The sequence below is a fragment of the Micromonospora sp. LOL_013 genome, assembly GCF_048060315.1.
Classification (GTDB): Bacteria; Actinomycetota; Actinomycetes; order Mycobacteriales; family Micromonosporaceae; genus Micromonospora_E.
In genome coordinates this window covers 96,479-121,454 of the sequence record NZ_JBHMIQ010000016.1, presented here as the reverse complement: position 1 = coordinate 121,454, position 24,976 = coordinate 96,479, and the positions used below count along the sequence as shown (strand labels likewise).

22 protein-coding genes are annotated in these 24,976 nt (G+C 71.6%); 12 read left to right on the top strand and 10 right to left on the bottom strand.

The genetic code is table 11. From position 1 onward, the window contains the following. Positions 1-3 precede the first annotated feature (3 nt). The 11 genes from ACFHWS_RS13090 to ACFHWS_RS13040 all read left to right on the top strand — a co-directional run bounded on the left by ACFHWS_RS13090 (position 4) and on the right by ACFHWS_RS13040 (position 10,499). Positions 4-1,182, top strand: a complete 1,179-nt coding sequence (locus ACFHWS_RS13090) for a MalY/PatB family protein (protein ID WP_416557437.1) — start codon at positions 4-6, stop codon at positions 1,180-1,182. Positions 1,183-1,269: 87 nt separating this feature from the next. Beyond that, on the top strand, positions 1,270-1,500 hold the full coding sequence (locus ACFHWS_RS13085; protein ID WP_416557436.1) for a MerR family DNA-binding transcriptional regulator: 231 nt from the start codon (positions 1,270-1,272) through the stop codon (positions 1,498-1,500). Between the two features lie 70 nt (positions 1,501-1,570). After that, entirely contained in the window at positions 1,571-2,020 is a 450-nt protein-coding gene (locus tag ACFHWS_RS13080) for an LLM class flavin-dependent oxidoreductase (RefSeq protein WP_416557435.1), read from the top strand. Between the two features lie 285 nt (positions 2,021-2,305). Then, positions 2,306-2,668: a hypothetical protein gene (locus ACFHWS_RS13075; protein WP_416557434.1), complete on the top strand. Its 363-nt coding sequence runs from the start codon at positions 2,306-2,308 to the stop codon at positions 2,666-2,668. Positions 2,669-2,691: 23 nt separating this feature from the next. Then, a complete protein-coding gene (locus ACFHWS_RS13070; protein WP_416557433.1) occupies positions 2,692-2,979 on the top strand; it encodes a hypothetical protein in 288 nt (95 codons plus the stop codon). 108 nt (positions 2,980-3,087) lie between these two features. Next, positions 3,088-6,021: a BTAD domain-containing putative transcriptional regulator gene (locus ACFHWS_RS13065; protein WP_416557443.1), complete on the top strand. Its 2,934-nt coding sequence runs from the start codon at positions 3,088-3,090 to the stop codon at positions 6,019-6,021. 109 nt (positions 6,022-6,130) lie between these two features. Further along, entirely contained in the window at positions 6,131-6,904 is a 774-nt protein-coding gene (locus ACFHWS_RS13060) for a hypothetical protein (RefSeq protein WP_416557432.1), read from the top strand. Between the two features lie 201 nt (positions 6,905-7,105). Further along, the gene (locus ACFHWS_RS13055; RefSeq protein ID WP_416557431.1) at positions 7,106-7,852 is read left to right on the top strand and encodes an aspartate/glutamate racemase family protein; all 747 of its coding nucleotides are present in this window, start codon (positions 7,106-7,108) and stop codon (positions 7,850-7,852) included. 456 nt (positions 7,853-8,308) lie between these two features. Beyond that, entirely contained in the window at positions 8,309-8,839 is a 531-nt protein-coding gene (locus ACFHWS_RS13050; protein WP_416568266.1) for a helix-turn-helix domain-containing protein, read from the top strand. A 4-nt stretch (positions 8,840-8,843) separates the two neighbouring features. Beyond that, a complete protein-coding gene (locus tag ACFHWS_RS13045) occupies positions 8,844-9,431 on the top strand; it encodes a PIN domain-containing protein (protein WP_416557428.1) in 588 nt (195 codons plus the stop codon). A gap of 294 nt (positions 9,432-9,725) precedes the next feature. Beyond that, on the top strand, positions 9,726-10,499 hold the full coding sequence (locus ACFHWS_RS13040; protein WP_416568265.1) for a transposase family protein: 774 nt from the start codon (positions 9,726-9,728) through the stop codon (positions 10,497-10,499). Positions 10,500-10,616: 117 nt separating this feature from the next. Here the strand turns inward: ACFHWS_RS13040 and ACFHWS_RS13035 are convergent, their stop codons facing one another. Then, the gene (locus ACFHWS_RS13035) at positions 10,617-13,265 is read right to left on the bottom strand and encodes a LamG-like jellyroll fold domain-containing protein (protein ID WP_416554317.1); all 2,649 of its coding nucleotides are present in this window, start codon (positions 13,263-13,265) and stop codon (positions 10,617-10,619) included. A 229-nt stretch (positions 13,266-13,494) separates the two neighbouring features. Between ACFHWS_RS13035 and ACFHWS_RS13030 the strand changes: the two genes are divergently transcribed. After that, positions 13,495-14,112, top strand: a complete 618-nt coding sequence (locus ACFHWS_RS13030) for a helix-turn-helix domain-containing protein (protein WP_233605752.1) — start codon at positions 13,495-13,497, stop codon at positions 14,110-14,112. A gap of 77 nt (positions 14,113-14,189) precedes the next feature. Here the strand turns inward: ACFHWS_RS13030 and ACFHWS_RS13025 are convergent, their stop codons facing one another. From ACFHWS_RS13025 to ACFHWS_RS12985, 9 genes are read right to left on the bottom strand one after another with little or no spacing between them, the layout of a single operon-like run. Further along, positions 14,190-15,350 carry an alpha/beta hydrolase fold domain-containing protein gene (locus ACFHWS_RS13025; RefSeq protein ID WP_416554315.1) on the bottom strand — a complete coding sequence of 387 codons (1,161 nt, stop codon included), beginning with the start codon at positions 15,348-15,350 and terminating at the stop codon, positions 14,190-14,192. Then, positions 15,347-16,357 carry an LLM class flavin-dependent oxidoreductase gene (locus tag ACFHWS_RS13020; protein ID WP_416554313.1) on the bottom strand — a complete coding sequence of 337 codons (1,011 nt, stop codon included), beginning with the start codon at positions 16,355-16,357 and terminating at the stop codon, positions 15,347-15,349. Before ACFHWS_RS13020 ends, ACFHWS_RS13025 begins: the two co-directional genes overlap by 4 nt. 16 nt (positions 16,358-16,373) lie before the next feature. After that, positions 16,374-16,733, bottom strand: coding sequence for a TIGR04076 family protein (locus tag ACFHWS_RS13015; protein WP_416568264.1), 360 nt, complete (start codon positions 16,731-16,733; stop codon positions 16,374-16,376). Further along, positions 16,730-17,731 (bottom strand): NADPH:quinone oxidoreductase family protein, encoded by a 1,002-nt coding sequence (locus tag ACFHWS_RS13010; RefSeq protein ID WP_416554309.1) that lies wholly within the window; start codon positions 17,729-17,731, stop codon positions 16,730-16,732. The genes ACFHWS_RS13015 and ACFHWS_RS13010 overlap by 4 nt, the downstream gene beginning before the upstream one ends. Continuing rightward, the gene (locus ACFHWS_RS13005) at positions 17,728-18,171 is read right to left on the bottom strand and encodes a YybH family protein (protein WP_289212629.1); all 444 of its coding nucleotides are present in this window, start codon (positions 18,169-18,171) and stop codon (positions 17,728-17,730) included. The genes ACFHWS_RS13010 and ACFHWS_RS13005 overlap by 4 nt, the downstream gene beginning before the upstream one ends. 17 nt (positions 18,172-18,188) lie before the next feature. After that, positions 18,189-19,457 carry an amidohydrolase family protein gene (locus ACFHWS_RS13000; RefSeq protein ID WP_416568263.1) on the bottom strand — a complete coding sequence of 423 codons (1,269 nt, stop codon included), beginning with the start codon at positions 19,455-19,457 and terminating at the stop codon, positions 18,189-18,191. Beyond that, positions 19,454-21,214: a hydantoinase B/oxoprolinase family protein gene (locus ACFHWS_RS12995; RefSeq protein ID WP_416554305.1), complete on the bottom strand. Its 1,761-nt coding sequence runs from the start codon at positions 21,212-21,214 to the stop codon at positions 19,454-19,456. Before ACFHWS_RS12995 ends, ACFHWS_RS13000 begins: the two co-directional genes overlap by 4 nt. After that, a complete protein-coding gene (locus ACFHWS_RS12990) occupies positions 21,207-22,901 on the bottom strand; it encodes a hydantoinase B/oxoprolinase family protein (RefSeq protein WP_416554303.1) in 1,695 nt (564 codons plus the stop codon). Before ACFHWS_RS12990 ends, ACFHWS_RS12995 begins: the two co-directional genes overlap by 8 nt. Next, positions 22,898-24,967, bottom strand: a complete 2,070-nt coding sequence (locus ACFHWS_RS12985; protein ID WP_416554301.1) for a hydantoinase/oxoprolinase family protein — start codon at positions 24,965-24,967, stop codon at positions 22,898-22,900. The genes ACFHWS_RS12990 and ACFHWS_RS12985 overlap by 4 nt, the downstream gene beginning before the upstream one ends. Positions 24,968-24,976 lie beyond the last annotated feature (9 nt).

Here is a 24,976-nt window from a genome sequence, read left to right as displayed (position 1 = left end):
CCGATGCCAGGATCGGAGGCGAACGTGACGACTTCACCGCCGCAGTGGCCGTGGGTGCCGCTGGACCGGGCCCGGCAGCGGACCAGCATCAAATGGCGGCTCTACCCGGCTGACGTGCTGCCGGTGTGGGTGGCGGAGATGGACGTCGACCCGGCCGGGCCGGTCGTCGCGGCGATCGACGCGGCGGTGCATGCCGGCGATCTCGGGTACACCACCGGCGCCGGCTACGCCGAGGCGGTCGCCGGGTTCGCGGCCGCACGCTGGGGCTGGGACGGTCTGGACCCGGCGCGGACGGCGATCGTGCCGGACGTGATGCTCGGCGCGGTCGAGATGCTGAAGCTGGTGACCGGGCCGGGCGACACGGTCGTGATCAACCCGCCGGTGTACCCGCCGTTCTACGGGTTCCTGCGCAACCTGGGCCGGCCGGTGCGGGAGGCCCCGCTCGGTCCGGACGGCCGGCTGGACCTCGACGCGCTGGCCGAGGCGTTCACCGCCGCCCGCGCGGGCGGGCGCAGTGCGGCGTACCTGCTGTGCAGTCCGCACAACCCGAACGGGACGGTGCACACCGCCGACGAGCTGGCGGCCGTCGCGGAGCTGGCCGGCCGGCACGGCGTACGGGTGGTGGTCGACGAGATTCACGCCCCGATGACCGCGTCCGGCGTGACGTTCGTGCCGTACCTGTCGGTGCCCGGCGCCGACGACGGCCTGACGCTGATCTCCGGCTCGAAGGGCTGGAACCTGGCCGGCTTGAAGGCCGCCCTCGCGGTCGCCGGGCCAGCGGCCGCAGCCGACCTGGCCCGGCTGCCGGAGGAGGTTGGCCACGGGGTCAACCATCTCGGGGTGATCGCGCACACGGCGGCGTTCCGCGACGGCGGCGACTGGCTGGACACCGTACGGTCGGCGGTCGACGCGAACCGGCGGCTGCTGGCCGGCCTGCTGGCGGCGCAACTGCCGCAGGTGCGGTACGCCCCCGGTGAGGCGACCTTTCTGGCCTGGTTGGACTGCCGGGCGCTGGGACTGGGCGACGACCCGGCGGCGGTGTTCCTCGACCGGGGGCGGGTGGCACTCAGCGGCGGGCTGGACTTCGGCGCCGGCGGGGCCGGGCACGCCCGGTTCAACCTGGCCGCCGCGCCGGAGACGATCACCGAGGCGGTACGCCGGATGGCTGCAGCCCTCGACTGACCGTCACCAGGTCCGCCGGCTCGTTGCCCTGACACCGACGTCAAGGTTTAGCGTCACGGTGGGTCCGAGGCTGGCCGGGGAGGTCACATGTTGATCGGTGAGCTGGCGCGGCAGGCCGGGACAAGCGCCCGGACGCTGCGCTACTACGAGGCGCAGGGGCTGGTCCGGCCCCGGCGATGCGCCAACGGCTACCGCGACTCGATCTCGGTGCTGCTGCGCAAGCTGGCCGAGGTCGATGCCGGACTGGCGCGGTTGGTAGGTGTCCGGGAACAGCTACGGTGCCAGCTCGACCGGGCGCGGGCGGATCGGCGGCGGTGACGGCGGTGGGGGTCGACTTCCGTTCCCGTGGCCGACGTGCCGACGAGGCGATCGACGTGCTGCGGCTGCTGTGGGCGGTGACGCCGACGGCGTGTCGTTCCACGGCGAGTTCTTCGGCTTCGAGCGGGTGTGCAGCTTTCCGAAGCCGCACGGCGCCACCGCGTTGCCGATTCACGTGGGTGGTTCGAGCCGGGCGGCGGCCCGGCGGGTCGGGCTACGTGGCGACGGCTACTTCCCTGGTGGGCTGTTGACCCCGGACGAGCGGGCGGCACAGTGGAAGCTTGCCCGGTCGGTCGCGACGGAGGCCGGCCGTGACCCTGACGCGCTGGAGTACACCCGGTGGGGGTCGACTGAGCTTTCGGCGCAACGGGTCGAGGCGTACGCGGCGCAGGGGGTGACCCGGATCGTGGTCGGCAGCGGCGCCGACACCCTGGCGGAGCAGCGGGACGACCTGTCCGGTTTCGCCGACCGGTTCGGTCTACGACCGACGACGGGTGATCAGCAAATCAGTCGACAGTAGGGTTTTCGACGCTTCGATTGATTACCGGCTATCAGCGGCGCATGCTCACTTCCACTTTGGAGACGACGGCCGCCCCGGCCGGAGCGTCTCCACCATCGAAGGAGGCGCCACCATGCTGAGCCGTGCCCGAAAGCTCCGTCCCGCCCTCGCGTTGCCCGTCGCGGCGACGCTGCTGATCACCATCGCCGCCGTGCCCGCCACCGCCAACGCAGCCGGTACGACCGGCGACACATCCGCCGCCGACGACCGGCAGTACGTCGCGCTGGGCGACTCGTACTCGTCCGGGTGGGCGCCCCGCCGTACACCGACGGCGACTGCAAGCAGAGCGCCCGCTCGTACGCTGCCCAGTACGCCCGGAACAATCCGCGCCTGTCGTTCGGCTTCTCGGCCTGCAGCGGCGCCACCACCGACGACGTGATCGCGCACCAGCTCGGCTTTCTCGGGCCGGACACGACGCTGGTGACCATCACCGTCGGCGGCGACAACCTCGGCTTCACCTCCACCTTGGAGACCTGCATCACGGCGCTGCACGACAGCACCTGCAAGGACGCCATCGACAAGGCCCTCGCGTACATCGCGACGACGTTGCCGGGCAAGCTGAAGCAGGTGTACGGAGACGTCCTCGCCGCCGCCCGAACGCCAAGCTGATCGTCCTCGGCTACCCGCAGCTGTTGGCCCCGACGTTCTGCTTCGAAGCACCGCTGGACGCGAACCGACGGGGGTGGATCAACCACGCGGCGGTGAAGCTCAACGAGGCCATCGGGAACACGGCGAAGACGTACGGCGCGTTCGCCCCGGTCGACGCCCTGTTCGACAAGCACCGGGTCTGCGACGACGACCCGTGGCTCAACGGCATCACCGCCATCGAGGACGCGTTCCACCCGAACCTTGCCGGCTACACCGACGGCTACCTCAAGGCGCTCGACGCCGTCTTCCATCCGGTCACCGCAACCCACTGACGACGACTGACCAGCACCTATACTCCGCTCGGTCGATATGCGGGAACGTCGATCACCGTCCGACGCCGGACGGTGGCACAGCGGTCACGAGGTGGAGTTCCGTTGCGGGTGCAGGTGCTGGGCCCGGTACGGGTGTGGCGCGAGCAGCAGGCACTCGACCCCGGGCCGACCGCCCGGCGGGCGGTGCTCGGCCTGCTCGCGCTCGCCGGCGGGCAGCCGCTGCCCCGCTGGGAGCTGGTCGACGCGCTCTGGCCGGACCAACCGCCACCGGCGACGTCGACCAACGTCATTCAGACGCACGTCAAACATCTGCGTCGGTTGTTCGAACCGGACCGCCCGTCCCGGGCCCCGAGTCTGCTCCTGCCGCAGATCGGTGACGGATACCTGCTGCGGACCTCGGCCGTCACGGTCGACCTGCTGAGGTTCCGGCACCTGGTCGCCACCGCGCGACCCGGTGCAGCCGGGCTGGAGCGCGACGCCGAACTACTCGGCGAGGCGCTCCAGCTGTGGCAGGGACCTCCGCTGGTGGACGTGCCCACGTTGGCCGGCCACCCGAAGGTGGTGGCCCTCGACGGTGAACTGCAGGCGGCGTTGACCCGGTACGGCGACCTGATGATCGCCTGTGGCCGGGCAAGCGCCGCACTGCCCTGGCTGACGCAGGCCGCTGCCGCAAAGCCGCTCGACGAGGCCCGCCAGGCGCAGCTGATCCGCGCGTACCGGGCCAGTGGGCAGCGGGCCGAGGCGTTCACCGTCTTCCACGACACCCGGGACCGGCTCGCCGACGAACTCGGTGTCGATCCCGGTCCCGAGCTGGTCGCCGCGTACACCGATCTGCTGCGGGCCGACGCGCCGGCCGGGGCGCGTACCGCCAGCGAGCAGGTCTGGCCGCGCCGGGGCCGGCGCCTGGACGCGAACCGGCCGGTGCCGGCGCAGCTGCCGGCCGACGTCGCCGGGTTCACCGGCCGCGCCGCCGAGCTCGGCTGGCTCGACCGGACGATGGGGGCCGCCGGACGCGGCGACGCCGAACCGGGCGCGGTGATCTGCGTGCTGTCCGGCAGCGCAGGGGTGGGCAAGACCGCGCTGGCGGTGTGGTGGGCGCGCCGGGCCCGCGACCGGTTCCCGGACGGGCAGCTCTACATCGACCTGCGCGGGTACGACCCGGAGCAGCCGGTCGAGCCGGGTACGGCGCTGGCCCGGTTCCTGCGGGCGCTCGGCGTGGCGGACGCCGACATGGCGCTGGACGTCGACGAACGCGCCGCCCACTACCGCAGCCTGATGGACGGCCGTCGGATGCTGGTGGTGCTCGACAACGCGGCGTCGGTCGAGCAGGTACGGCCGCTGCTGCCCGGTGCCGCCTCCTGCCCGGTGCTGGTGACCAGCCGGGATCCGTTGGCCGGGCTGGTCGCCCGGGAGGGAGCCGGCCGGCGTGGGCTCGGCCTCCTGCCGATCGACGACGCGGTGGCGCTGCTGCGGCGGCTGGTCGGCGACCGGGTCGACGCCGAACCGCAGGCCGCGGTGACGCTGGCAACGCAGTGCGCCCAGCTGCCGTTGGCGTTGCGGGTCGCCGCCGAGCTGGCGACCGCCCGCGCCGAGCTGAGCCTGACCCGGCTGGTCGACGGGCTCACCGACCGGCGGCGACGGCTCGACATGCTGGACGCCGGCGGCGACCGGCGCACCGGCGTACGGGCGATCCTGTCCTGGTCGTACCAGTATCTGCCGGCCGAGGCGGCGCGCGCGTTCCGGCTGCTCGGGCTGCATCCCGGGGCGGACGTCGACGCGGCGGCGGTGGCCGCGCTGGCCGGGACGGATCCGGTGACGGCGGATCGGCTGGTCAACCGGCTGTGCCGGGCGCACCTGGTGGAGCCGGCCGGGCCGGACCGGTACGGCATGCACGACCTGCTCCGGGCGTACGCGGCGGAGCTTGCCGCCGACGTCGACCCGCCGGAGGTCCGCGACGCTGCCGTGACCCGGTTGTTCGACTACTACCTGCGTACCGCCGCCACGGCGATGGACGCGGTGCACCCGGCCGAACGTCACCTGCGGCCGACGGTGCCGCCGACCGGTCCGGACGATGGTCCGACGACGGCGTGGGCCGAGCCGGCGGCCTGGACCGCGCCGGCGAGCGGGCTCGCGGGCGGTGCCCCGGGGGCCGCGCGGGTCTGGTTGGAGGTGGAGCGGGCCAACCTGATGGCGGTCACCGCGTACGGTGCGCGGCACGGCCGGGCCCGGCACGCCGTACGGCTGACCGCGCTGCTCTACCGGCATCTGGAATGCGGCGGCCACTATCCGGACGCGATCACCATGCAGGGTCACGGGATCGCTGCCGCCCGCGCGGCAGCTGACCTGGCCGGTGAGGCGAACCTGCTGACCAACCTGGCCGTCGTGCACGACCATCAGGGGCGCCGCCAGCAGGCGGTGGCGCACCTCCGGCAGGCGTTGACGCTCTACCGCGACGTCGACGAGCCGGCCGGTGAGGCGCGGACCCTGGGCAACCTCGGTGTGGTGCTGGGTGAGCTGGGCGACCGGCGTTCGGCGATCTGTTACATCGGCCGGGCGCTGGCACTGCTACGTACGCTCGGCGAGCATCACGGGGTGGTCCGGGCGCTCGGCAGCCTGGGTCAGCTGTTCACGGTCGAGGGCCGGCTCGGCGACGCCGCCGGACAGCTGCGCGAAGGGCTGGTGTTGTGCCGCCGCACCGGCGACCGGGTCGGCGAGGCGATGCTGCTGAACTACGCCGGTCAGCTGCACAACCGCCGTGGTGCCGACCGTGCTGCGGCCCGCTGCCATGCCCTGGCCCGGTCGATCGCCGCCGATACCGGGTCGCGTGGCGTCGAGGCGCTGGCGTTCGACGGGCTCGGCGCTGCGGCGCACGCGGCCGGGCAGCGGGCGCAGGCGCACGGCTACTGGCGTCGCGCGCTGGCGATCTTCACCGAGCTGGGTGCGCCGGAGGCGGCGGCGATCAGCGTCCGGTTGTCGGCGGAGCCGCCGCGATCGTCCGCCGTGATCCGTGATCATGCGCCGCGCTTCGGTCGTGTCCCGTGATCCAGTCGTGGTCCAACCGTGGTCCAGCCGATCTCGCCAGACTGGCCGCGCTCCGCTGACCTGCGGGGTCACCGCTGGCCACCCTGGCCGCCAGTTGAAGGAGATCCTGTTGAAACAGATGCGCTACCGCCGTTGGTTGGCCGCGGCCGCCGCGGTCGTGGTCACCGTGCCGCTGGGGGCCCGACCGGCGCAGGCGTTCGACATCTCGTCGGTCATCGCCGCCGCCAAGAGCGCCTACGAGCTGTACAAGGAGTACAAGCAGGGGGCGTCGCTCGACCAGTCCACCACCAAGATCATCAACACCATCAACGGCGCCAAGGTGGAGATCCTCGCCCAGATCGACCGGATCGCCACCGCACAGGCCAAGGCCTGCGCGCGCAGCGCCATCATCGACTTCGACGACATCAAGACCTTCACCCAGGACAACCTCCAGGCGTACGCCCGGGACACCACCGCCTGCGTCACCCTGATCGACAGCCTGCTCGAAGTCGTCACCGACGAAGCCTCCGCCGACCAGCTCGGCTTCACCCTCAATACGGTCGGCCCGCTGGCCCTGACCGCCCGGGCTCACGCCGGGCTGAGCACCAGAGGGCTGCTCGAACTGACGATCGGTAGCAACAACACGGTGCTGTCCGCTCTCGCCCCGAACTGCACCACCAACCTGCTCGGGCTCACCGGCATCCCGCAGTCCGGCAAGATCTACCGGTGGGAGACCCGGTGCGTGGCCTACAACAATGTCGTCGCGGTCACGACCAAGAAGATGTACTACCCGCCGACCAGCAACCCGTGGGACATCCCCGGGACCACCGCCACCGCGATGCGCAACACCAGTCATGCCGAGGCGCGGGCCGTGCTGCCGATCCTGATGTCGACGCCGAGCTGACCGGCTGAGCGTCGACCGCAGTCGACCACATCGATGCGGGCGTTCCGGGCCGGCGTCACCGCCGGTGCGGAACGCCCGACCACGCGGGCCGCGACCCACCGCGTGATGGCGATTTCGCAGCTCAGCACCGATGCTGAGCTGATAGCGAGGCGGCCGGCGCTGGTAGCGTGGCGCGATCTTGATCGAAGGGAGAGTCGGGTCGTGCCACGCGTCCTCGTGATCAACCCGCTCGGCATCGACGTGCACAACGAACACGACCGGGAGACGGCGCAGCAGGCGGTCGGCCCGGACACCGAGATCGTGGTCCGCAACCTGCGCGGGGTGCCGCCGAGCGCGTACATCGCCGCCGACGACCTGCTCTACAGCCCGCTGCTCGGCGCGGTGCGCGCCGGCGCCGACGACGGTTTCGACGCGATCGCCGTCGCCTGCGCCTCCGATCCGGCGTTACGCGAGGCGAAGTCGCTGGTCGACGTACCGGTGACCGGGCCGTTCGAGGCGGCCACCCGGATCGCCGCCGCGTACGGCAGGTTCTCGGTCCTCTACCCCGGCGTCGCCTCCGGCCCCAACGAGCAACTGCCGCAGGACGCCAACTGGATACGCCAACTGGCCCGCGAGTATGGCTGCCTGGATCTACTCGCCGGCGCGGCACCGGTGCCGGTGCGACGCCCGCAGCGCGAGGTCACCCCGGGACTGACCGGGGAGGCCTCGCTCGACGAGGCGGCGGCGGTCGGCACCGAGGTACGGCAGCGGATGGCCGAGGCGATCGGCAAGCACGGCCCCGAGCTGGCCCGCCGCGCCTACGTCGACCATGAGGCCCAGGCGATTTTCGTGGCCTGCACCTTCTGGTCCGGGCAGCTCGACGTGCTGCGCGCGGCAGTGCCGGTCCCGGTGATCGACCCCATCCACGCCCTGGCCCGCTACGCCGACCTGCTCGCCCGCACCCGCTGACGTCGCGCCAGCCTGCCAGCCGAGCAGGAACCCTACCCGCAAACTCCCACTCATACGTTCGGCCTGCCCGGGCTTCGTCGGCCGTCCGCAGCGGGCGGCGGTGGAGTGGTGGTGAGTTCGCCGCATTTGGGGCACCAGCGGCTCTTGACCCGGAATGAGAACGGCCCGGCGAGATAGCCGAGCGGTGCGGCGCTGGTGAGTGCACAGATGTACATGGCGTACCTCCTGATTGGTAAACACGCGCTCGGCGCCGACCCACCCGCCGCCCCGACCGAGGGGAGACTCGGCCCTACTGCGGCACAGGACCGAGGCTCACGGTGTGGGGCGTACCGTCGCCTCCCGCGTCCCCCTTCCCGAGTCGGGAGATGACAGCTACGCAGGCCCCCAGACAACCTTGCATCTTCCGTAGACGAAACAAACGAAGGTAGTTACGATACTTTCGAGGAGGCAGGGATCATGGTGGCATCTGCACTGAAGGAAGAGACGTATCTACCCCAGCGCAACGAGCAGCTCGCTCAGGTCCATGACTTCCTGCGGGCTCACGAACAGGCAGGCAGGGGGTCAGCGCTGCCGCGATACTTCCTCGTCGGAGCCACGCCGGGCGATCGGGTGGAGCTGCCCGCCGAGATCTACGCAGCGCTTCGACAGGTAGTTGACGCCTTGCAGCAAGGCTTCGCGGTGACTGTTGCCCCACAGACCTTGACCTTGACCACCCAACAGACGGCCGATCTGCTCGGCATCAGCCGCCCCACGGTGATCAAGCTGCTCGACGAGGGCCAGATTCCGTTCGAACGGGTGGGCACCCACCGCCGTATCCGACTACCTCACCTGCTCGCCTACCGCGAACGCCGCCGAGCCGAGCAGTACGCCGCCCTCGAAGCCACTGCGGTAAGCATCGACGACGAGGAGGACCTGGACAGCGTAATCACTCGACTACGGGCAGCACGCCGGGCGGTCGCACGGCGACGGACCGGACCATCAGAATAGGACGATGTTCGCCGCTCTTTTGGACACTTGCGTGCTGTGGCCGAGCCTACAAAGGGATTTCCTCCTGTCCCTAGCGATCGAAGGTCTGTACCGACCGGTGTGGAACACCGTCATCCTCGATGAGCTGGCGTACGAGGAGCGAGCCAAGCTGATCAACCGAGGCGCGGATGCCAGCACGGCGACCAGGCGGGCCAATCATCTCGTCGCACAGATGCGGCGACACTTCGACGATGCCGAAGTCAACGGATGGGAAGGTCTGGACGGCACGTACGGGCTCCCTGATCCCGACGACGAACATCTGGTCGCCGCCGCCGCCGTTGGCGGTGCCGGTGCGATCGTCACCCACAATCTGCGGGACCTACCGGCCAGCAAGATGCCGTACGGCCTGCAGGTGCTGCCCCCGACCGAGTTTGCGGCGAACACCGTCGCGCTCGACCCCACCCGAGCCTGGGCGGCTCTCACCACGATCGCGGGCCGCTCCGGCAGAACTGGTCAGCCCCGTACCGAGGCACAAATCTTGGACTTGCTCGACTCCCGCTACGGCATGAAGGAAGCGGTAGATCTGATGCTCGAGGCGTCGGCCGGCGGATAGCTGGCCGATACGAACCGTGGACCGACATCTCCATCGATCTGTCCCGCACAGGGTTACCTGGCGACATCACGAATCTGGGAGAAACACCAGCGGTCTCGACGTCGCTCTACACGGAGGACTTCCCGAAAGGGGTCCGCCGATTCGGTACCGAGCTTTGTCTATGTAACTCAGTGTGACGGCCGGGGTGCGGTCAACTCGGACGTGTCGCTTGTGGAGACGGCGACCGGCATCGTCTAGATCATTCGGGTTGTGTGGACTCAAACGATCAACGGCCGGCCGCCGCGTTGCGAGCGTATGACCGGGTTGGACTCCGATCAAGTCGACTGGCTGGTCGAGCAGGTGGACGCGCTGCTGGACTGGGACCTGCCGGTGGGACGGCCGCGGGCGTTGCCGCTGGACACGGCGCTGGTGATGGTGCTGTTCGGGCTGCGGCACAACCTCGCGCCGGACGTGCTCGGTGAGGTGTTCGGCCGCGGCTCGACGACCGTGGAGCGCTACCGGGACGAGGTGGAACCGTTGGTGGACGAGGTGTTGACCCCGTTGTACGAGCGGGTCCGTGACCAGGCCCGTCGGGACGCGGTCCTGGTCGATGGTCTGGTCGTGCCGGTCGGGGAACGCGACGACGTCGACGGGTTGTTCTCCGAGAAGAAGGGCTTCTGCGGGCAGAACGTGCAGGTGGTCGCCAACCTCGCGGGACGGGTGGTCGACGTGGGTGATCCGTGTCCGGGGGGCACGCACGACCGGAAGGCCTTCGACGTCTCCGGGATCGCCGCCCGGTGGGGCGGCCATCACGCCCCGGGCGGGCCCGGGATGATCGGTGACAAGGGCTACCAGGGTGCCGGCATCGCGAGTCCGTACAAGAAGCCCCGGGGTCGGGAGTTGACCGAGGTCCGACGTGCGTGCAACACCGCGCTCAACCGGCTCCGCGCCGCCGTTGAACGCGCGATCGCCCACCTGAAGTGTTGGAAGGTTCTCAAGACCGGATTCCGCAGATCGCTGGAACAGTTCCCCGCCACATTACTTACGGTGACCAAGTTGGAGATCTTTCGCGTTTACGGATTACGTTAAACCGACCTGGAAATAGTTTTGGGAAGCCCTCACGGAACTCGCGCTCGACGCACTGAAGTCGGAATACCAGCTACTGTAGCCAACTCTCCATCAACCCGGGGCTTGACACCACGACAGTCAGACACCCGGCAGGAAGGCCACTGTACGGTCGTCGACGAGCACCGGCGTGCCGGACGAGTACTCCAGGCCGCCGGTGCCGGTGGCGTTCTCGACGCCGATGGTGGCACCGACGCCGCGCTCACCCGCGCTGGCCGGGTCGATCCCGGTGTAGTTGACCTGGATCACGCCCAGCTCACCGAGCACCACCTGGAACGTCATCCGCTCGTCGGGGTCGGCGGCGCGGCGTACGTCCCGCCATTCGACGACGAACTCGCGGAACGGCGCGAAGCCCCGCGTCGCCGTCACCACGCTGGCCTGCCCGTCAACGATCAGGTCGTCCCAGAACGCGGCGACCATCGCATCGGGTCCGCCGACGGTGGGGATGCCGGCCGGTGTCGGATGCGAGCCGCCGGGGTCGGCGAAGGTCAGGATCCCGTTGGTGTCCACCCAGGCCGAGTCGTAGGTCTGGCCGAAAAAGGTGACCGGGAACGGCAGTGCGGTCTCGGTGACCTCGTCGTCACCGGTGAGGGCGAGCGCCGTACCGGACACCGGCGTGAACGGCTGGGTCAGTTCCTGGCAGGAACTGCCGTCCGGGCTGGCCACCGGGGACAGGAACAGCACGACGTCGGCGATATCGGGGACGGTGACCTCCGTGCTGGCGACGGTTCCACAGTCACCACCGCCGGAGCTCGCGGTCACCGTGTACTGCCCCGGGTTGACGTCCGCGAAGCTGAAACCGCCGTCGGCGCCGGTGGATACCTGCCGACCACCCGGCTCCAGGGTGACCGTTACGCCGGCACCGACCGGCATGAAGTCCGTTCCGTACACGGTGCCGGTGACCGGCACGGGTGCGGGCAGCACCTGCAGGGTCACGCTCGTGAGCGGGCTGGTGAGGCCTTCGGCGGTCCGGCTGCCGACGAATACCGGCACGTCACCGAGTGCCGTCGGGGTGACGGACACGGTGACCGAGCCTCCGGGCACGTCCGGCACGGCGTTCTGGTTCAGAATGGCCGAGCCGACGCTGTAGCGGAACTGGGTCACGTTGGTGTCGCCGCCAGCGTCGAAGGTCACCGGGACGGAGGTGCCCAAATCGACACTGGCTCCGTCGGGCAGACTGACCTGGGGCGCGAACGGGCGGGCCTGCTCGCCGATCTCCGATGTGGAGAGCGCTCGCTGGTAGACGCGGACGTCGTCGAGCTGGCCGAAGAACTGGTCGGTGGCCGCGCCGGCCCGGAGCGCCTGCCCGACGGTCACCGGCCCGGTGGCGGCGACGCTGCCGGCGAGAGTGGCGGTCGCGTTCTGCCGAACGCCGTTGACGTGCAGCTGCATCGCGCCGGAGGGGTTGTGGTAGGTCGCCGCGAGGTGGGTCCACCGGCCGGGGACGGCTGCGGTGTCGGAGTCCACGCTGATCAGCGTGGCGGCGGCGGAGTCGCCGTCGGCCATCGTGAAGCGCCACCGGTCGGCGGTCGCGTCGTAGCCGATTGCGGCGACCGAGGTGGTGCTGCCGTCGACCGTGACGACGGTCTGTGCGGTGCCGGCCGCATCGAGTTTGGCCCACGCCGACAGGGTGAAGGTCAGGTCGGTACGCAGGGTGAGCGCGGCAGCGGTCGTCGGGTGCGGCCAGGTGACCGGTCCAGTGGTGGCCGCGTGGTCGCCGGCTGAGGTCAGTGACAGGGCGGGACTGCTCCGTCCTGGCGCGGTGGTGGCTCCGACGACGGTGAGGGGGTTACCGTTGCCGGTGTCGTCGTCGCCGACGGCACCACCGTCGTCGAAGCCCCAGTGCGCGGCCGGCGCGTTGCCGCTGGCGACCCGGAACTCATACTCCACCACCGTGGAAACCAGCCCTGCCTGGTCCTTCGACCAGACCCGCAAGGTGTTGAAGCCGTCTCTGCTCGGCTGGAGCTCGAGCGTGGCAGAGCCGTCGGCGGCGGCCGGCACCACCGGCGCGGAGCCGGGGCCGATGCCGCTGTCGAGGGTGTAGGCGTAGCCGACGATGCCGGTGGCGTCGGCCGGCGGGCTGATCGTGAAGATTCCCGGGATACCGACCCCGCCGACCGGCGGCTGGTTGGGTGCCATCGGCGGATAGTCGGCCGAGGTGACCGCCGACGGGGGCTGTGGTGCGACGACGTCCACGGTGAACCGGCACGGCGCCGACCAGCCCCCGGTCGACGTGCCGTCGCTGGTGCGCGCGCGGAGCAGGTAGGACGCGCCGTGCTCCAGCGCCGCTGCCGTCGGCACCGTAGCGGAGGCGAAGGACGGATTGCCGGTGCTCTGCTGCACCTGCTGCATGGTGTGCGGGGGCTGACCGACCCGCCGCCAGGAGAACGTGGTGGTGAGCGACTGCTGACCGGCGTCCGCGTCGCTGGCGCGGGCGGCGAACGTCGGTGTCGTCGTGAGCGTCCAGACTCTGCCGGCGCCCGGCTCGCAGGCGCGGCCGTGCACGGTGAGCTGTGTCGGGCGGTCTGGTGCCTGGTTGGCTGCGGCGACCGCTGGTGCGGCCGGCACCAGGGTGACCACCAGCAGGGTCGCCACGCCAGCAGCGAGGCGAGGCGGCCAACCCGACAGTCCCTTGAGTACCCGGTCTGCGTCGAACGTCAACTGGCGCCTGCCGTACGGCACGTCCACCCCCGCGATGTGTAAATGTGACTGCTGGAGCAGCCTAGCCACCGGACACCAGCTTCCGTCAATCCCGTTCTCCGCAGGATTTCACGTCAAGGATGACGATCGACACGCTGTGTAGTCAAGCTCGCGGTCGGCAGGTGTCCGCTCGTCAGGGTGCGCATTAGCCGTCTACGACGTCCGGTCGGGGTTCCGGTTGGGGCAGTTAGTTCGATACCATTGAACAAGAATCGGCGCGGCCCGGCGGGCGGTCCGCGCGGGGGTCACGGGAGGTCCGGTGCGCAGGTCTGATCGCGTCGTCGCCGACGGCGACGCACGCCAGGATCTGGTCGGCGCCCGGATGCGCCAGTTCCGCAAGGAGCAGGGGCTGACCCTGCGCGGTCTGGCCAGCCGCGCGAACCTGTCGATCGGGTTCCTGTCCCAGGTCGAGCGGGGTGTCTCGTCGATCGGGCTGACCGCGCTCAACAGCGTCGCCGCCGCCCTGGACCGGCCGGTCGCCGAGTTCTTCAGCGCGGAGCCGACCGAAACCGCCGAGGACCCGCAGGGCAGCCTGCCGGTGCACTTCACCCTCACCCGGGCCGACAACGGCGCCACCGAGTACGTCTCCGGTCAGCAGACCTACCGGATGCTCTCCGACCGTGGCCCCAACCTGGTGCTGGAGCCGATGCTGGTGCACATCGCGCCGGGCGGGCGTCGCGAGGAGGCGTACGGGCACTTCGGCGAGGAGTTCGCCTACGTGGTCAGCGGCGAGCTGCTGTACGAGGTCGACGGGGTGGAGCACCGGCTCTACCCGGGCGACAGCCTGCACCTGCGGTCCAGCACCCCGCACCGGTTGTACAACGACACCGACCAGGTGACCACCGTCGTGTCGGTGGTCACCCCACGGCTGTTCTGACCGCCGCACTGCCCACTAGTGGGCAACATGTTCACTGACACGTAATAATTTCGGGCCGGTTGACCGGGTCCGGCCCGTCACCGGCCCGGGACCCGGTCCAGGAAGCGGTCCACCTGCGTCATCGTCGCCTGCCAGATCGGCGCGGCCGGGTCGATCACCGAGAAGTGGTCGCCCGGCTGCTCCAGCCAGCCCGGGTCTTCACCGGCGGCCCGCGCCGCCGCCACGTACCGGCGGTTGAAGTCGATCAGGTCCAGGTCGTCGCCGGCACCCTGGACGATCAGCTGTGGCACCCCGACCGGCAGCCGGGCCATCGGATCCGAGGCGGCGTACACCTGCGGCACGGTGTCGCGGTCACCGCCGAGCGCGGCGGCTACCGCGCCGGTGCCGACCTGCCGCCGGTCCCCTTCGGCCAGGTCCAGCACCCCGGCCAGGGAGACCGCCAACGCCACCGGCACCGGACCGCCGTCGGCGGCCAGCCGCAGCGCCAACTGCCCGCCGGCGGAGTGGCCGAACACCGCGACCCGGTCCAGGTCGAGCAGACCGTCCGGCACCGCGCCACCGGTCAGCTCCGGCAGGTTGGCCAGCACCGCCAGACCGGTCGCCACGTCGGCGGTGGTGGCCGGCCAGCCGTGCCGGTCCGGCCGGCGGTACTCCAGGTTCCACGCCGCGTAACCCCGGTCGGCCAGGTCGACGGCGAGCGCGTCCATCAGGTCCGCCGCCCAGATCGACCGCCAGAAGCCGCCGTGCAGCAGCACCGCCACCGGCAGCGGCCCGGCGGACACACCAGGCGCATCGGCCGGTAGCCGCAACTCGCCCCACTGCTCCGGGTCCGGGCCGTACGCGATCCGTCGCGCCGGGCGGCGCAGCCGGTGCACGGCGTGCCGGATCGCCCAGGCCAGCCCCCACACTCCCCGGCCGGACAGGTGGACCGAGCCAGGACCGGTCGGCTGCGGGTCGGTCACCTGCGGGTCGTAGTGGACGGTGCGGCCTGCCCAGCGGCCGTCGGCGGTCAGCAGCGCCCGTACCGCCGGGTCCGGGCCGGGCAGCAGCACCACCGCGCGCCCGCCGACGCTGCCGACCCCGTCGAGCAGGCCGCGAACCTCGTCGGCGTCGGCGGCGACCACGAAGTCCCCGACCACGCCGAGGCCGGCCGCTTCGGCGACGACCAGGCCCCGCAGCAGTTCCGGGTCGACGGTCAGCCCCGGGCCGGCGACGACGAGTACACCGTCGACTGTCATCGGGAAACCTCCCTACGTAGCAGCGGCAGCACCGCGCTGCCGAGCAGCTCCACGCCACGGTCGTCGGTGAGCCCGTGCGGGGTGCCGAACTCGACCCGACGCACCCCGGCGTCGATCAGCGCCTGCGCCTGGGCGGCGACCTGCTCTGGGGTGCCGGAGAAGGCGAACCGGTCCAGCAGGTCGTCGGGCACCAGCCGGCCGGCGTCGACGTCGCGTCCGGCCGCCACCAGCGACTTGACCTGCGCCAGCAGCTCGTCCGGCACGGTGACGGTCGGATCCAGGTCGGCGACCACCGCCAGGTACATCGCCACCTCGGTGCGGGCCTTCGCCCGGGCCGCCGCGCCGTCGGTGTCCACCACGGTCACCGCGCCGAACACGATGCCGACGTCGTCGACGGACCGACCGGCGGCGTCGGCGCCGGGACGCAGCCGGTCGCGGATCACCGGCACCATGTCCGGGTTGGCGCTGCCGCCGACCTTGATCTCGTCGGCGATCCGGCCGGCGAGCGCGGCACCCCGTGGCCCCCACGCGCCGAGCAGCAGCGGCGGGTCCGGGCGGTGCACCGCGTACCGCAGGGCGGTGTCCGGGGCCAGCCGGAACACCTTGCCGTCGAACCCGGACCGGTCGCCGCGCAGCAACCGGCGGATCACCTCGGCGGCCTCGGCGAGCACGGTCAGCGGGCGCGGCTGCTCGATGCCGACCGCGCCGAGCCAGGTGCCGCGGGCCAGCCCCAAATAGGCCCGCCCGTGCGAGGCCAGGTCGAGCGCGGCGAGCTGGCCGGCGATCTCGTACGGCGCCATCGAGTACGGGTTGAGGCAGGCGGTGCCGAGCCGGACCCGATCGGTGGCGGCGGCCATCTCCAGCAGCGGGAAGATCGGCGGCTGGTACATCAGGTCACCGAAGACGCTCAGCACGTCGAAGCCGTGCGCCTCGGCAGCACGGGCCAGCCGGGCGTAGTCGCCGGCGCGTTTGTCGCTCTGCAGGCCGAGTCCAATTTCCACAGCCACGCGAACCTCCGATGATTCAGGTCAGGTCGGCCGAGTTCATCCGCCGCTTGCAGGTCCGTTCGACCCGCATGACCAGGCCCTCCTCCGGGTCCGGGCAGGCGAACAGGGTGTCGCGTTCCAGCCAGTCCCCCGGCGGCATGTCGCGCTGCTTGGCGGCCAGGAACGGCAGTACCGACGCGAGCGCGTACACGCAGAAGTGTTTCCCTTCCGGGATCTTCAGGTGTGCGCTGTCGGTGAGGTCGAAGTGGTCGCCGACGGCCATCCCGCAGACCGACCGGCCGGTGATCCGGTCCACGCTGACCCGCAGGTCGTAGACCTCCATGTCGCCGCCGTCGGTCAGGTCGCCGCCGTCGGTGCCGACATTCTGATCGCTCATGACTGCTCCCTCGGGTCGATCCGGACGATGATCTTTCCGGTGGTACGCCGGTCGGCCAGGTCGGCGAGCGCGGCCGGGGTGCCGGCCAGGTCGACGACCCGGTTCACCGGGGGCCGGACCGCGCCGGCCGCGATCAGATCGAAGATCCGCTGGTACGCCTGGGCGACCGCGTCCGGCCGGGTCCACGGGTACGTCGAGCCCCAGGAGAGCCCGATCAGAGTGTGGTTGCCGGCGATCAGCCGCATCGGGTCCACCGGTGGCGGGTTGCCGCCGGCCGCACCGACCGCGACGAGCCGGCCCTCGAACGCCAGGCAGTCCAGTGACCGGGTGAACACGTCCCCGCCGACCGGGTCGACGATCACGTCCGCGCCGGCACCGCCGGTGGCGTCGCTTACCGCCGCGACGAAGTCGCCGGCCAGGTAGTCGACGGCGACGTCGGCGCCGTTGTCGCGGCACAGCGCGGTCTTCGCCGGCCCGCCGGCGGTGCAGATCACCCGAGCACCGCGGGCGGCGGCCAGCTGGGTGGCGGCGATGCCGACGCCACCGGCTCCGGCGTGCACCAGCACCGTCTCACCAGGTTGGACCACGGCGCGGTCCAGCGCGAACCAGGCGGTCTGGTAGGTGACCGGGACGGCGGCGGCGACGACCGGGTCGATGCCCGCCGGACGCGGTACGGCGAGCGCCGCGTCGATGGTGACGGTCTCACCGAGCGCCCCGTGCGGCAGCGCCGGGCAGGCCACCACGTCGGTGTCGGCGAGCGCTTCGGCACCGGTGCCGGTGGCCACGACCCGGCCGGCCAGTTCGACGCCGGGGGTGAACGGCGGCGCCGGGCGGACCGGGTAGCTGCCCCGGCAGAGCATCACGTCGAGGAAGTTCAGCCCGACCGTGGCGACGGCGATCCGGACCTGGCCGGGGCCGGGTGGTGGATCCTCGGGCAGGTCGGCGACGGTGAGCACCTGGTCGGGTTCGCCGTACCCGGTGGCGACGAGGCGTCTCATGCCGGGCCGCCGGCCGGTTCGAGCGCCGGTTCGCGGGCCGGTCCCGCCGGGTGGCGGACCAGTTCGGAGTGGTGGTGCACGATCCGCCAGCCGTCGCCGGTGCGGCGCAGCACGTCGGTGACCCGGCTGTGTTCGGCCGGGCCGCCGCCGGCCGGCACCGCGACCAGCACGTAGCGGGCCACCGCGGCGTCGCCCCACACGTCGATCCGCAGGTCCTCGGGGGCCAGCCGGTCCAGCACCGGCCGGGCCCCGGCGGCGTCGCGCCGCTCCCGGTAGGCGTCCAGCTGGTCGCGGGTGCGCAGCGGGCCGGGCAGATGGGTCTCCCAGGTGGTCACGTCGGCGTGCAGGTGCCGGTCGAAGCGGACCCTGTCGCCGGCGAGGAACGCGTCGTACATGTCGCCGATCGCGGCCGCGATCTCGGCGGTCTCCTGCTCGGACATTCTGCTCCTCACGTCGTTCACCAGGCGGTCCAGCCGGCGCGGTCGTCGCGGACCACCCGGCCGCCGGACATCACCCAGCGCACGCCCCGGAACGCCGACGTGTCGGCGACCGGGTCGGCGTCCATCGCCACCAGGTCGGCGTACTTGCCGGTCTCGACGGTGCCGAGGTCGGCCTCGGCGCCGAGCCAGCGGACCGGGCCGAGAGTGCCGGCGTACAGGGCGCGGGCCGGGCCGATGCCGCTCTCCGACAGGTACTCCAGCTCCCGCACCGAGGCGTTGGTGCCCTCGAAGGACCAGAACGGCGGCATGTCGCTGCCGAGCAGTACCTCCACCCCGGCGGCCAGGGCCATCGCGTAGCTCTCCAGGTGCTGGGGTCCGGCACCGAGCGACCGGCACTGCATCCACTGCGGTACGCCGAGTTCGTCGAAGAACTCCTTGCACCGGGTGACCAGCAGGGTCGGTACCAGGGCGGTTCCGCGCCGCGCCATCCGCGCGGCCACCTCCTCGGTGAGCTGGTAGCCGTGTTCGACGCAGTCCAGGCCCAGCTCGACAGCTTCACCGATGACCGGTGCCGGGCCGGCGTGCGCGGTGACCTTGCGGCCCCAGGCGTGCGCGGTGTCGATGACGGCGGCCATCTCGTCCGGGAACAGCTGCCGGGTGTGGATCGACTCGTGTTCGCCGGCGATCCCGCCGGAGATCATCACCTTGATCAGGTCGGCGCCGGCCCTGATCTGGCTGCGCACGCCGCGCCGGAACCCGTCGGCCCCGTCGCATTCCAGGGTGTCGGTGCTCTCGTGGCCGTGCCCGCCGGTGCAGACCAGCGCCCGGCCGGCGGTGAAGATCCGTGGCCCGGTGACCCGGCCGGCGGTGATCGCCCGGCGCAGCGCGAAGTCGGCATGGTCCTTCTCAGCCACGCAGCGAACCGTGGTCACCCCGCAGAGCAGGGTGCGCCGGGCCCCGTCGGCCATGTAGAGAGCCAGCTCGTGCGGGGTCAGGTCCTTGACGCTCTGCCCGCCGGCACCGGGCAGCGACAGCGACAGGTGGGTGTGCATGTTGGTCAGCCCGGGCGTAAGGTACGCACCGCCGAGGTCAACCTCGGTGACGTCGGCCTCGGCGCGGGCGGCGGCGGTCACCTCGGCGGCCGGGCCAACGGCGGCGATCCGGTCGCCGCGTACCCAGACGGCGGCGTCGGTGACCGGGCCGACGCCGTCGAGGACGCGGGCGTCGACGACGGTGCAGTTGGTCAGCACGGTGTCGACCGGTTCGCGGTGGGTGGCGGCGCTCATGCCGGCGTCCGGTCAGCGGGATTGGTCATCGCGGGCCTTTCTGCGGGTGCGGGGACGGGTACGCCGTAGACGTCGCGGGCGGCCGCCGGTGACACGTAGCCTTCGGCGACGTCTTCGCGAACCGCCTCGGGGTCGCGGTCGCGCGGGTCGCCGTGCCCGCCGCCACCGGCGGTGAGCAGGGTGACCCGGTCACCGGGGGCGACCGGCGTGCGTTTCGTGCTGACCCGTCGTTCCCGGTCGGTGCCGGGGTGCACGACCACCTGGATCGGGTCCGGCTGCCCGCCACCGTCCAGCGCCCACGGCGCCGACCTGGTCTTCTTCACCACGGACAGGAACTCGCCGGCGGTGGTGAACCGGATGTCGCGGCGCAGCCCGGGTCCGCCCCGGTGCCGGCCGGCGCCGCCGGAATCGGTGCGGATCTCCAGCCGTTCGAAGAACATCCCGGTCCGGGCTTCGAGCACCTCGACCGGGGTGTTGCGGGCCTGGGTCTGGCACAGGTGGTTGGCCGGGCCGATGCCGTCGTGGTCGGGCGAGGCACCCCAGCCGACCGGGTCGTTGTTGCTGACCGCGTAGAGCTGCCCGGTGTCGGGGTGGGTGCCGACCATCATGAACCCGGGCACGTCGCCACCGGACGAGGCGGCCAGCCGGTCCGGCATGCCCTGGGCCAACGCCCGGTAGATCAGCTCCATCGCCACCGTGCCGGTCCACTGGGTGAACGTGGCGGCCGGGTAGACGGCGTGAAACAGGCTGCCTGGTTCGGCGACCACCCGCAGCGCGGTGAAGTGCCCGGCGTTGGTCTGCTCGGTCGGGGTGGTGAGCGCCTTGAACGCGACCCGGGCGGTGGCGATGGTCGATCCGTACGGCAGGTTCACCGGTCCGGCGACGGCGGGTGACGATCCGGTGAAGTCCACCGTGCAGGTGCCGTCGGCGATGGTGACGGTGACCTGCATCTTGATCGGCTCGTCGGTGATGCCGTCGTCGTCGAGCCAGTCGACGGCGGTCCAGCAGCCCTGCGGCAGCGCGGCGATCGCGTCGGCGGTGGATGCCTGCGCGGCGGCGATCGCGGTGTCGACGACCGTGGTCACGGTGGCCGGGCCGAACCGTTCGACCAGCTCGATCAGCCGGCGCTCACCGGTGCGCAGCGCCGCGACCTGGGCGTGCAGGTCGCCGATGACCAGTTCCGGCATCCGCGAGTTGAAGCGGATCAGCTCGATGATCTCGGGCACCGGCTCGCCCCGGCGGAACACCTTGGTGCCGGGGAAGATGACGCCTTCCTGGTGCATGTCGGTGGAGTCGAGCACGTAGCCCGGGTCCTTCGCGCCCAGGTCCATCCAGTGCGCCCGCACGCACAGGAACCCGATCAGCGTGCCGTCCCCGGCCGGCCCGTCGCCGCCGGCACCGGCCGGCTCCGGCAGGAAGACCGGGGCGAACAGGGTGGCGTCGTAGGCGTGCGCCGCGTTCCAGTACGGGTAGTTCAGCAGCACCACGTCACCGGGGTGCAGGTTCTCCCGGCCGACGTACTCGACGCCCTTGCGGATCGAGTAGTCGTTGGCGCCGAGGAACCGGCTCAGCCCGGTCGACTCGGCGACCAGCCGCAGCCGGGCGTCGTAGATGGAGATGCCGAAGTCGTACACCTCGTAGATGACCGGGTTGAACGCGGTGCGTACCAGCGCGGAGCGCATCTCCTCGGCGGCGGCCACCAGGTAGCTACGCACCACCTCGGTCGCCGCGCCATCCACAGTGGCATTGTCAGTCATCGACCTCGACCCCGTACACCTCGCGGGCGGCGGCCGGTGACACGTAGCCTTCGGCGACGTCTTCGCGGACCGCCGCCGGGTCGCGCCGGCGCGGGTCGCCGTGCCCGCCGCCACCGGCGGTGAGCAGGGTGACCCGGTCACCGGGCACCACCGGTGTCCGTTTCGTGCTGACCCGGCGTTCCCGGTCGGTGCCCGGGTGCACGATCACCTGGTTCGGGTCCGGCTGCCCGCCACCGTCGAGCGCCCACGGCGCCGACTTCGTCTTCTTGATCACCGACAGGAACTCGCCCGGGGTGACGAACCGGATGTCGCGCCGCAGCCCCACGCCGCCCCGGTGCCGGCCGGCGCCGCCGGAGTCGGTGCGCATCTCGAACCGTTCGAAGAACATCCCGGTCCGGGCCTCGAGCACCTCGATCGGGGTCATCCGGCCGGTGCTGCCGGAGACGTGGGTGGCGGCGTTCATCCCGTCGTGCTCCCGGGTGCCGCCCCAGCCGACCGGGTCGTTGTTGCTGACCGCGAAGAGCTGGCCGGTGTCCGGGTGGATGCCGACCATCATGAACCCGGGCACGTCGCCGCCGGACGAGGCCGGCAGCCGGTCCGGCATGCCCTGGGCGAGTGCCTTGAGGATCAGCTCGACGGCGACGATGCCGGTCCACAGGGTGAACGTCGGCTGCGGGTAGACGGCGTGGAACAGGCTGCCCGGCTCGGCCCTGACCCGCAGCGGCGCGATGGTGCCGGCGTTCGACGGCTGGTCCGGTGAGGTCAACGACTTGAGGATCACCTTGCAGATCGCCTCGGTGGCCCCGTACGGCATGTTGATCGGGCCGGGCACCGCCGGTGACGAGCCGGCGAAGTCGACGGTGAAGGTGCCGTCGGCGATGGTGACGGTGACCTGCATCTTCACCGGATCCTCGGTGATGCCGTCGTCGTCGACCCAGTCGGTGGCGGTCCACGAGCCCTGCGGCAGGGCGGCGAGGGCGGCCCGGCTGCGGGCCTCGCCGTCGGCGATGATCGCGTCGACGGCGGCGGCCACCGTGGGCCGGCCGAACTTGGCCAGGATCTCCAGCAACCGCCGCTCACCGGTACGCAGCGCGGCGATCTGGGCGTGCAGGTCACCGAGGACCTCGGCCGGCATCCGCGAGTTGAAGCGGATCAGCTCGATGATCTCGGGCACCGGCTCGCCCCGGGAGACCACCTTGGTGCCAGGAAAGATCAGCCCTTCCTGGTGCATGTCGGTGGAGTCGAGCACGTAGCCCGGGTCCTTCGCGCCCAGGTCCATCCAGTGCGCCCGGACGCAGAGGAACCCGACCAGGTCGCCGTCGGCGTCCGGGTCGGCGTCGGCCGGGTCCGGCATGAACACCGGGGCGAACAGGGTGGCGTCCGAGGCGTGCGCCGCGTTCCAGTACGGGTAGTTGAGCAGCACGATGTCGCCGCGGTGCAGGTTCTCCCGGCCGACGTACTCGACGCCCTTGGCGAGCGAGAAGTCGTTGGCGCCGAGGAAGAACGTCAACCCGGTCGCCTCGGCGATCAGCCGCAGGTCGGCGTCGTACATCGACATGCCGAAGTCGTGCACCTCGTAGATCACCGGGTTGAACGAGGTACGGATCAACGTGGCCCGCATCTCCTCGGCGGCGGAGATCAGGTAGCTGCGCACCACCTCGGCGGTGGCTCCGTCCAGCGTGGTCACTTCGCCTCCTCCAGGGTCACCAGCAGGTAGCCGTGCGGGTCGACCTCGACGTGCTGCCCGCTGGGCACCACCGTGGTGGAGGTGCCCTCGTCGACCAGGGCCGGCCCGGCGAACCGGTCCCCCGGCGCCAGCTTCGCCCGGTCGTAGACGGCGAACGACGCCACCTCGCGGGTGCCGAAGTCGAAGGCGTCGCGGCGGCCGAGCAGCGCCCGGGTCGGGTCGCCGTCGCCGGCCGGCGGGCGGACCAGCTCCGGGCGGGTGGTCCGGCCGATGCCGCGCACCCGCAGGTTGAGGATCTGCAGCCGGTTGCTCATCGCGTGGCCGTACCGGGTGCGGTGCAACTCCTCGAACGCGGCCCGGACCGCGTCGCGGTCCAGCTCGGCGCCGACGGTGACGATCAGGGTGTGTTCCTGGCCGAGGTAGCGCAGCTCCAGCTGGCGTTCCAGCACCGCCGAGCCGGCGTCGACGCCCTGCTCCACCAGGGAGCCGACCGCCTCCGCCTCGACCTCGACGAACATCGCCTCCAACGCGGCCAGGTCGACGCTGCCCTCCGGCGCGTCGGCGTCCAGGGTGGCCAGCACCGTCCGGGAGAAGTCGTCGACGATGTCGGCCGACAGCATCCCCCAGGCGGAGAAGCCGGACGGGGCGAACGGCACCACCACCTCCCGGATGCCCATTTCGCGGGCCAGCAGCGGGGCCAGCAGCGGGCCGGCGCCACCGAAGGCGAGCAGCGAGAAGACCCGGGGGTCGTGGCCGCGTTCCACGGTGATCTGCCGGACCGCGCCGACGGTGCGGGCCAGCAGCACGTCGTAGACGCCGGCCGCGGCGGCGGTCGGGCTCAGCCCCAGCGGGGTGGCGATCTGCTCGTCGAGCGCCGCCTGCGCCGCCTTGGCCTGCAACCCCATGGTGCCAGCGAGGAACCGGTCCGGGTCGACGTAGCCGAGCACCACCGAGGCGTCGGTGACGGTCGGCCGCTGCCCGCCCCGGCCGTAGCAAACCGGCCCCGGATCGGCGCCGGCGCTCTGCGGCCCCACCTTCAGCAGCCCTCGGTCCAGCCAGGCGATGGAGCCACCGCCGGCGCCGATGGTGCGGATGTCGTACGTCGGGATCAGCAGCGGGAAGTGCTCCAGCTGCGCCTCGTACGCGGCGACCGGGCTGCCCGCCTCGATCACGCAGGCGTCCAGCGACGTCCCGCCGATGTCGAAGGTGAGCAGGTTGTCCCGGCCCAGCGCGCCAGCCAGGTAGGCGGCGCCGACGATGCCGCCGGCCGGGCCGGACAGCACGGTGTGCGTCGGCGACTTCTTGGCCGTCGTCGAGGTCATCGACCCGCCGCCGGAACGCATGATCAGGAACCGGCCGGTGAAGCCCCGGTCGGCCAGCCCGGACTCCAGTTCGTCGACGTAGCGTTCGAAGATCGGCCGGATGTACGCCTCCAGCACGGTGGTGCTGGTCCGCTCGTACTCGCGGTGCTCGCGCACGATGTCCGTCGACACCGAGACGCTGACCTGCGGGTACGCCTCGCGGATGAGCGCGGCGGCGGCGCGTTCGTGGCTGGGGTCGATGAACGAGTGCAGGAAGCAGACCGCGATCGACCCGACCCCGTGCTCCTCGACCAGGGTGCGGGCGGCCGCCCGGACACTGTCCGGGTCGAGTTCGGTCACCACCCGACCCTGGTAGTCCAGCCGGCCGGTCACCCCGGCGGTGTACCGCCGTTTGACCAGGCTCTCCGGCCGCTCGTACTGGAAGTCGTACATGTGGTCGGCGGGCACATTGCCCCGGCCGAGCAGGAAGACGTCCCGGAAGCCCTCGTTGGTGATGATGCCGGTGGCCCCGCCCCGGCGCTCCAGCACGGCGTTGAGCCCCAACGTGGTGCCGTGGATGAACAGCTCCACCTCGGACAGGTCGGTGCCGAGCGCGGTCACCGCGTCGAGCACCCCCTCCCAGGGGCGGGCCGGGGTGGTCGACGCCTTACGGAACCGGACCTGGTTGGTACGGGTGTCCAGCTCCATCGCGTCGACGAAGGTGCCGCCGATGTCGACGGCGAGCCGGATGTGCGGTGCGGGCATCGTCTCAGG

What these genes read in the sequence shown, in the direction of transcription:
- ACFHWS_RS13090 (WP_416557437.1), top strand. Translation starts at nt 4, where the DNA reads ATGCCAGGATCGGAGGCGAACGTGACGACTTCACCGCCGCAGTGGCCG.
- ACFHWS_RS13085 (WP_416557436.1), top strand. Translation starts at nt 1,270, where the DNA reads ATGTTGATCGGTGAGCTGGCGCGGCAGGCCGGGACAAGCGCCCGGACG.
- ACFHWS_RS13050 (WP_416568266.1), top strand. Translation starts at nt 8,309, where the DNA reads ATGGTGGCATCTGCACTGAAGGAAGAGACGTATCTACCCCAGCGCAAC.
- ACFHWS_RS13045 (WP_416557428.1), top strand. Translation starts at nt 8,844, where the DNA reads ATGTTCGCCGCTCTTTTGGACACTTGCGTGCTGTGGCCGAGCCTACAA.
- ACFHWS_RS13040 (WP_416568265.1), top strand. Translation starts at nt 9,726, where the DNA reads ATGACCGGGTTGGACTCCGATCAAGTCGACTGGCTGGTCGAGCAGGTG.
- ACFHWS_RS13025 (WP_416554315.1), bottom strand. Translation starts at nt 15,350, where the DNA reads ATGACAGTCGACGGTGTACTCGTCGTCGCCGGCCCGGGGCTGACCGTC.
- ACFHWS_RS13015 (WP_416568264.1), bottom strand. Translation starts at nt 16,733, where the DNA reads ATGAGCGATCAGAATGTCGGCACCGACGGCGGCGACCTGACCGACGGC.
- ACFHWS_RS13010 (WP_416554309.1), bottom strand. Translation starts at nt 17,731, where the DNA reads ATGAGACGCCTCGTCGCCACCGGGTACGGCGAACCCGACCAGGTGCTC.
- ACFHWS_RS13005 (WP_289212629.1), bottom strand. Translation starts at nt 18,171, where the DNA reads ATGTCCGAGCAGGAGACCGCCGAGATCGCGGCCGCGATCGGCGACATG.
- ACFHWS_RS13000 (WP_416568263.1), bottom strand. Translation starts at nt 19,457, where the DNA reads ATGAGCGCCGCCACCCACCGCGAACCGGTCGACACCGTGCTGACCAAC.
- ACFHWS_RS12995 (WP_416554305.1), bottom strand. Translation starts at nt 21,214, where the DNA reads ATGACTGACAATGCCACTGTGGATGGCGCGGCGACCGAGGTGGTGCGT.
- ACFHWS_RS12985 (WP_416554301.1), bottom strand. Translation starts at nt 24,967, where the DNA reads ATGCCCGCACCGCACATCCGGCTCGCCGTCGACATCGGCGGCACCTTC.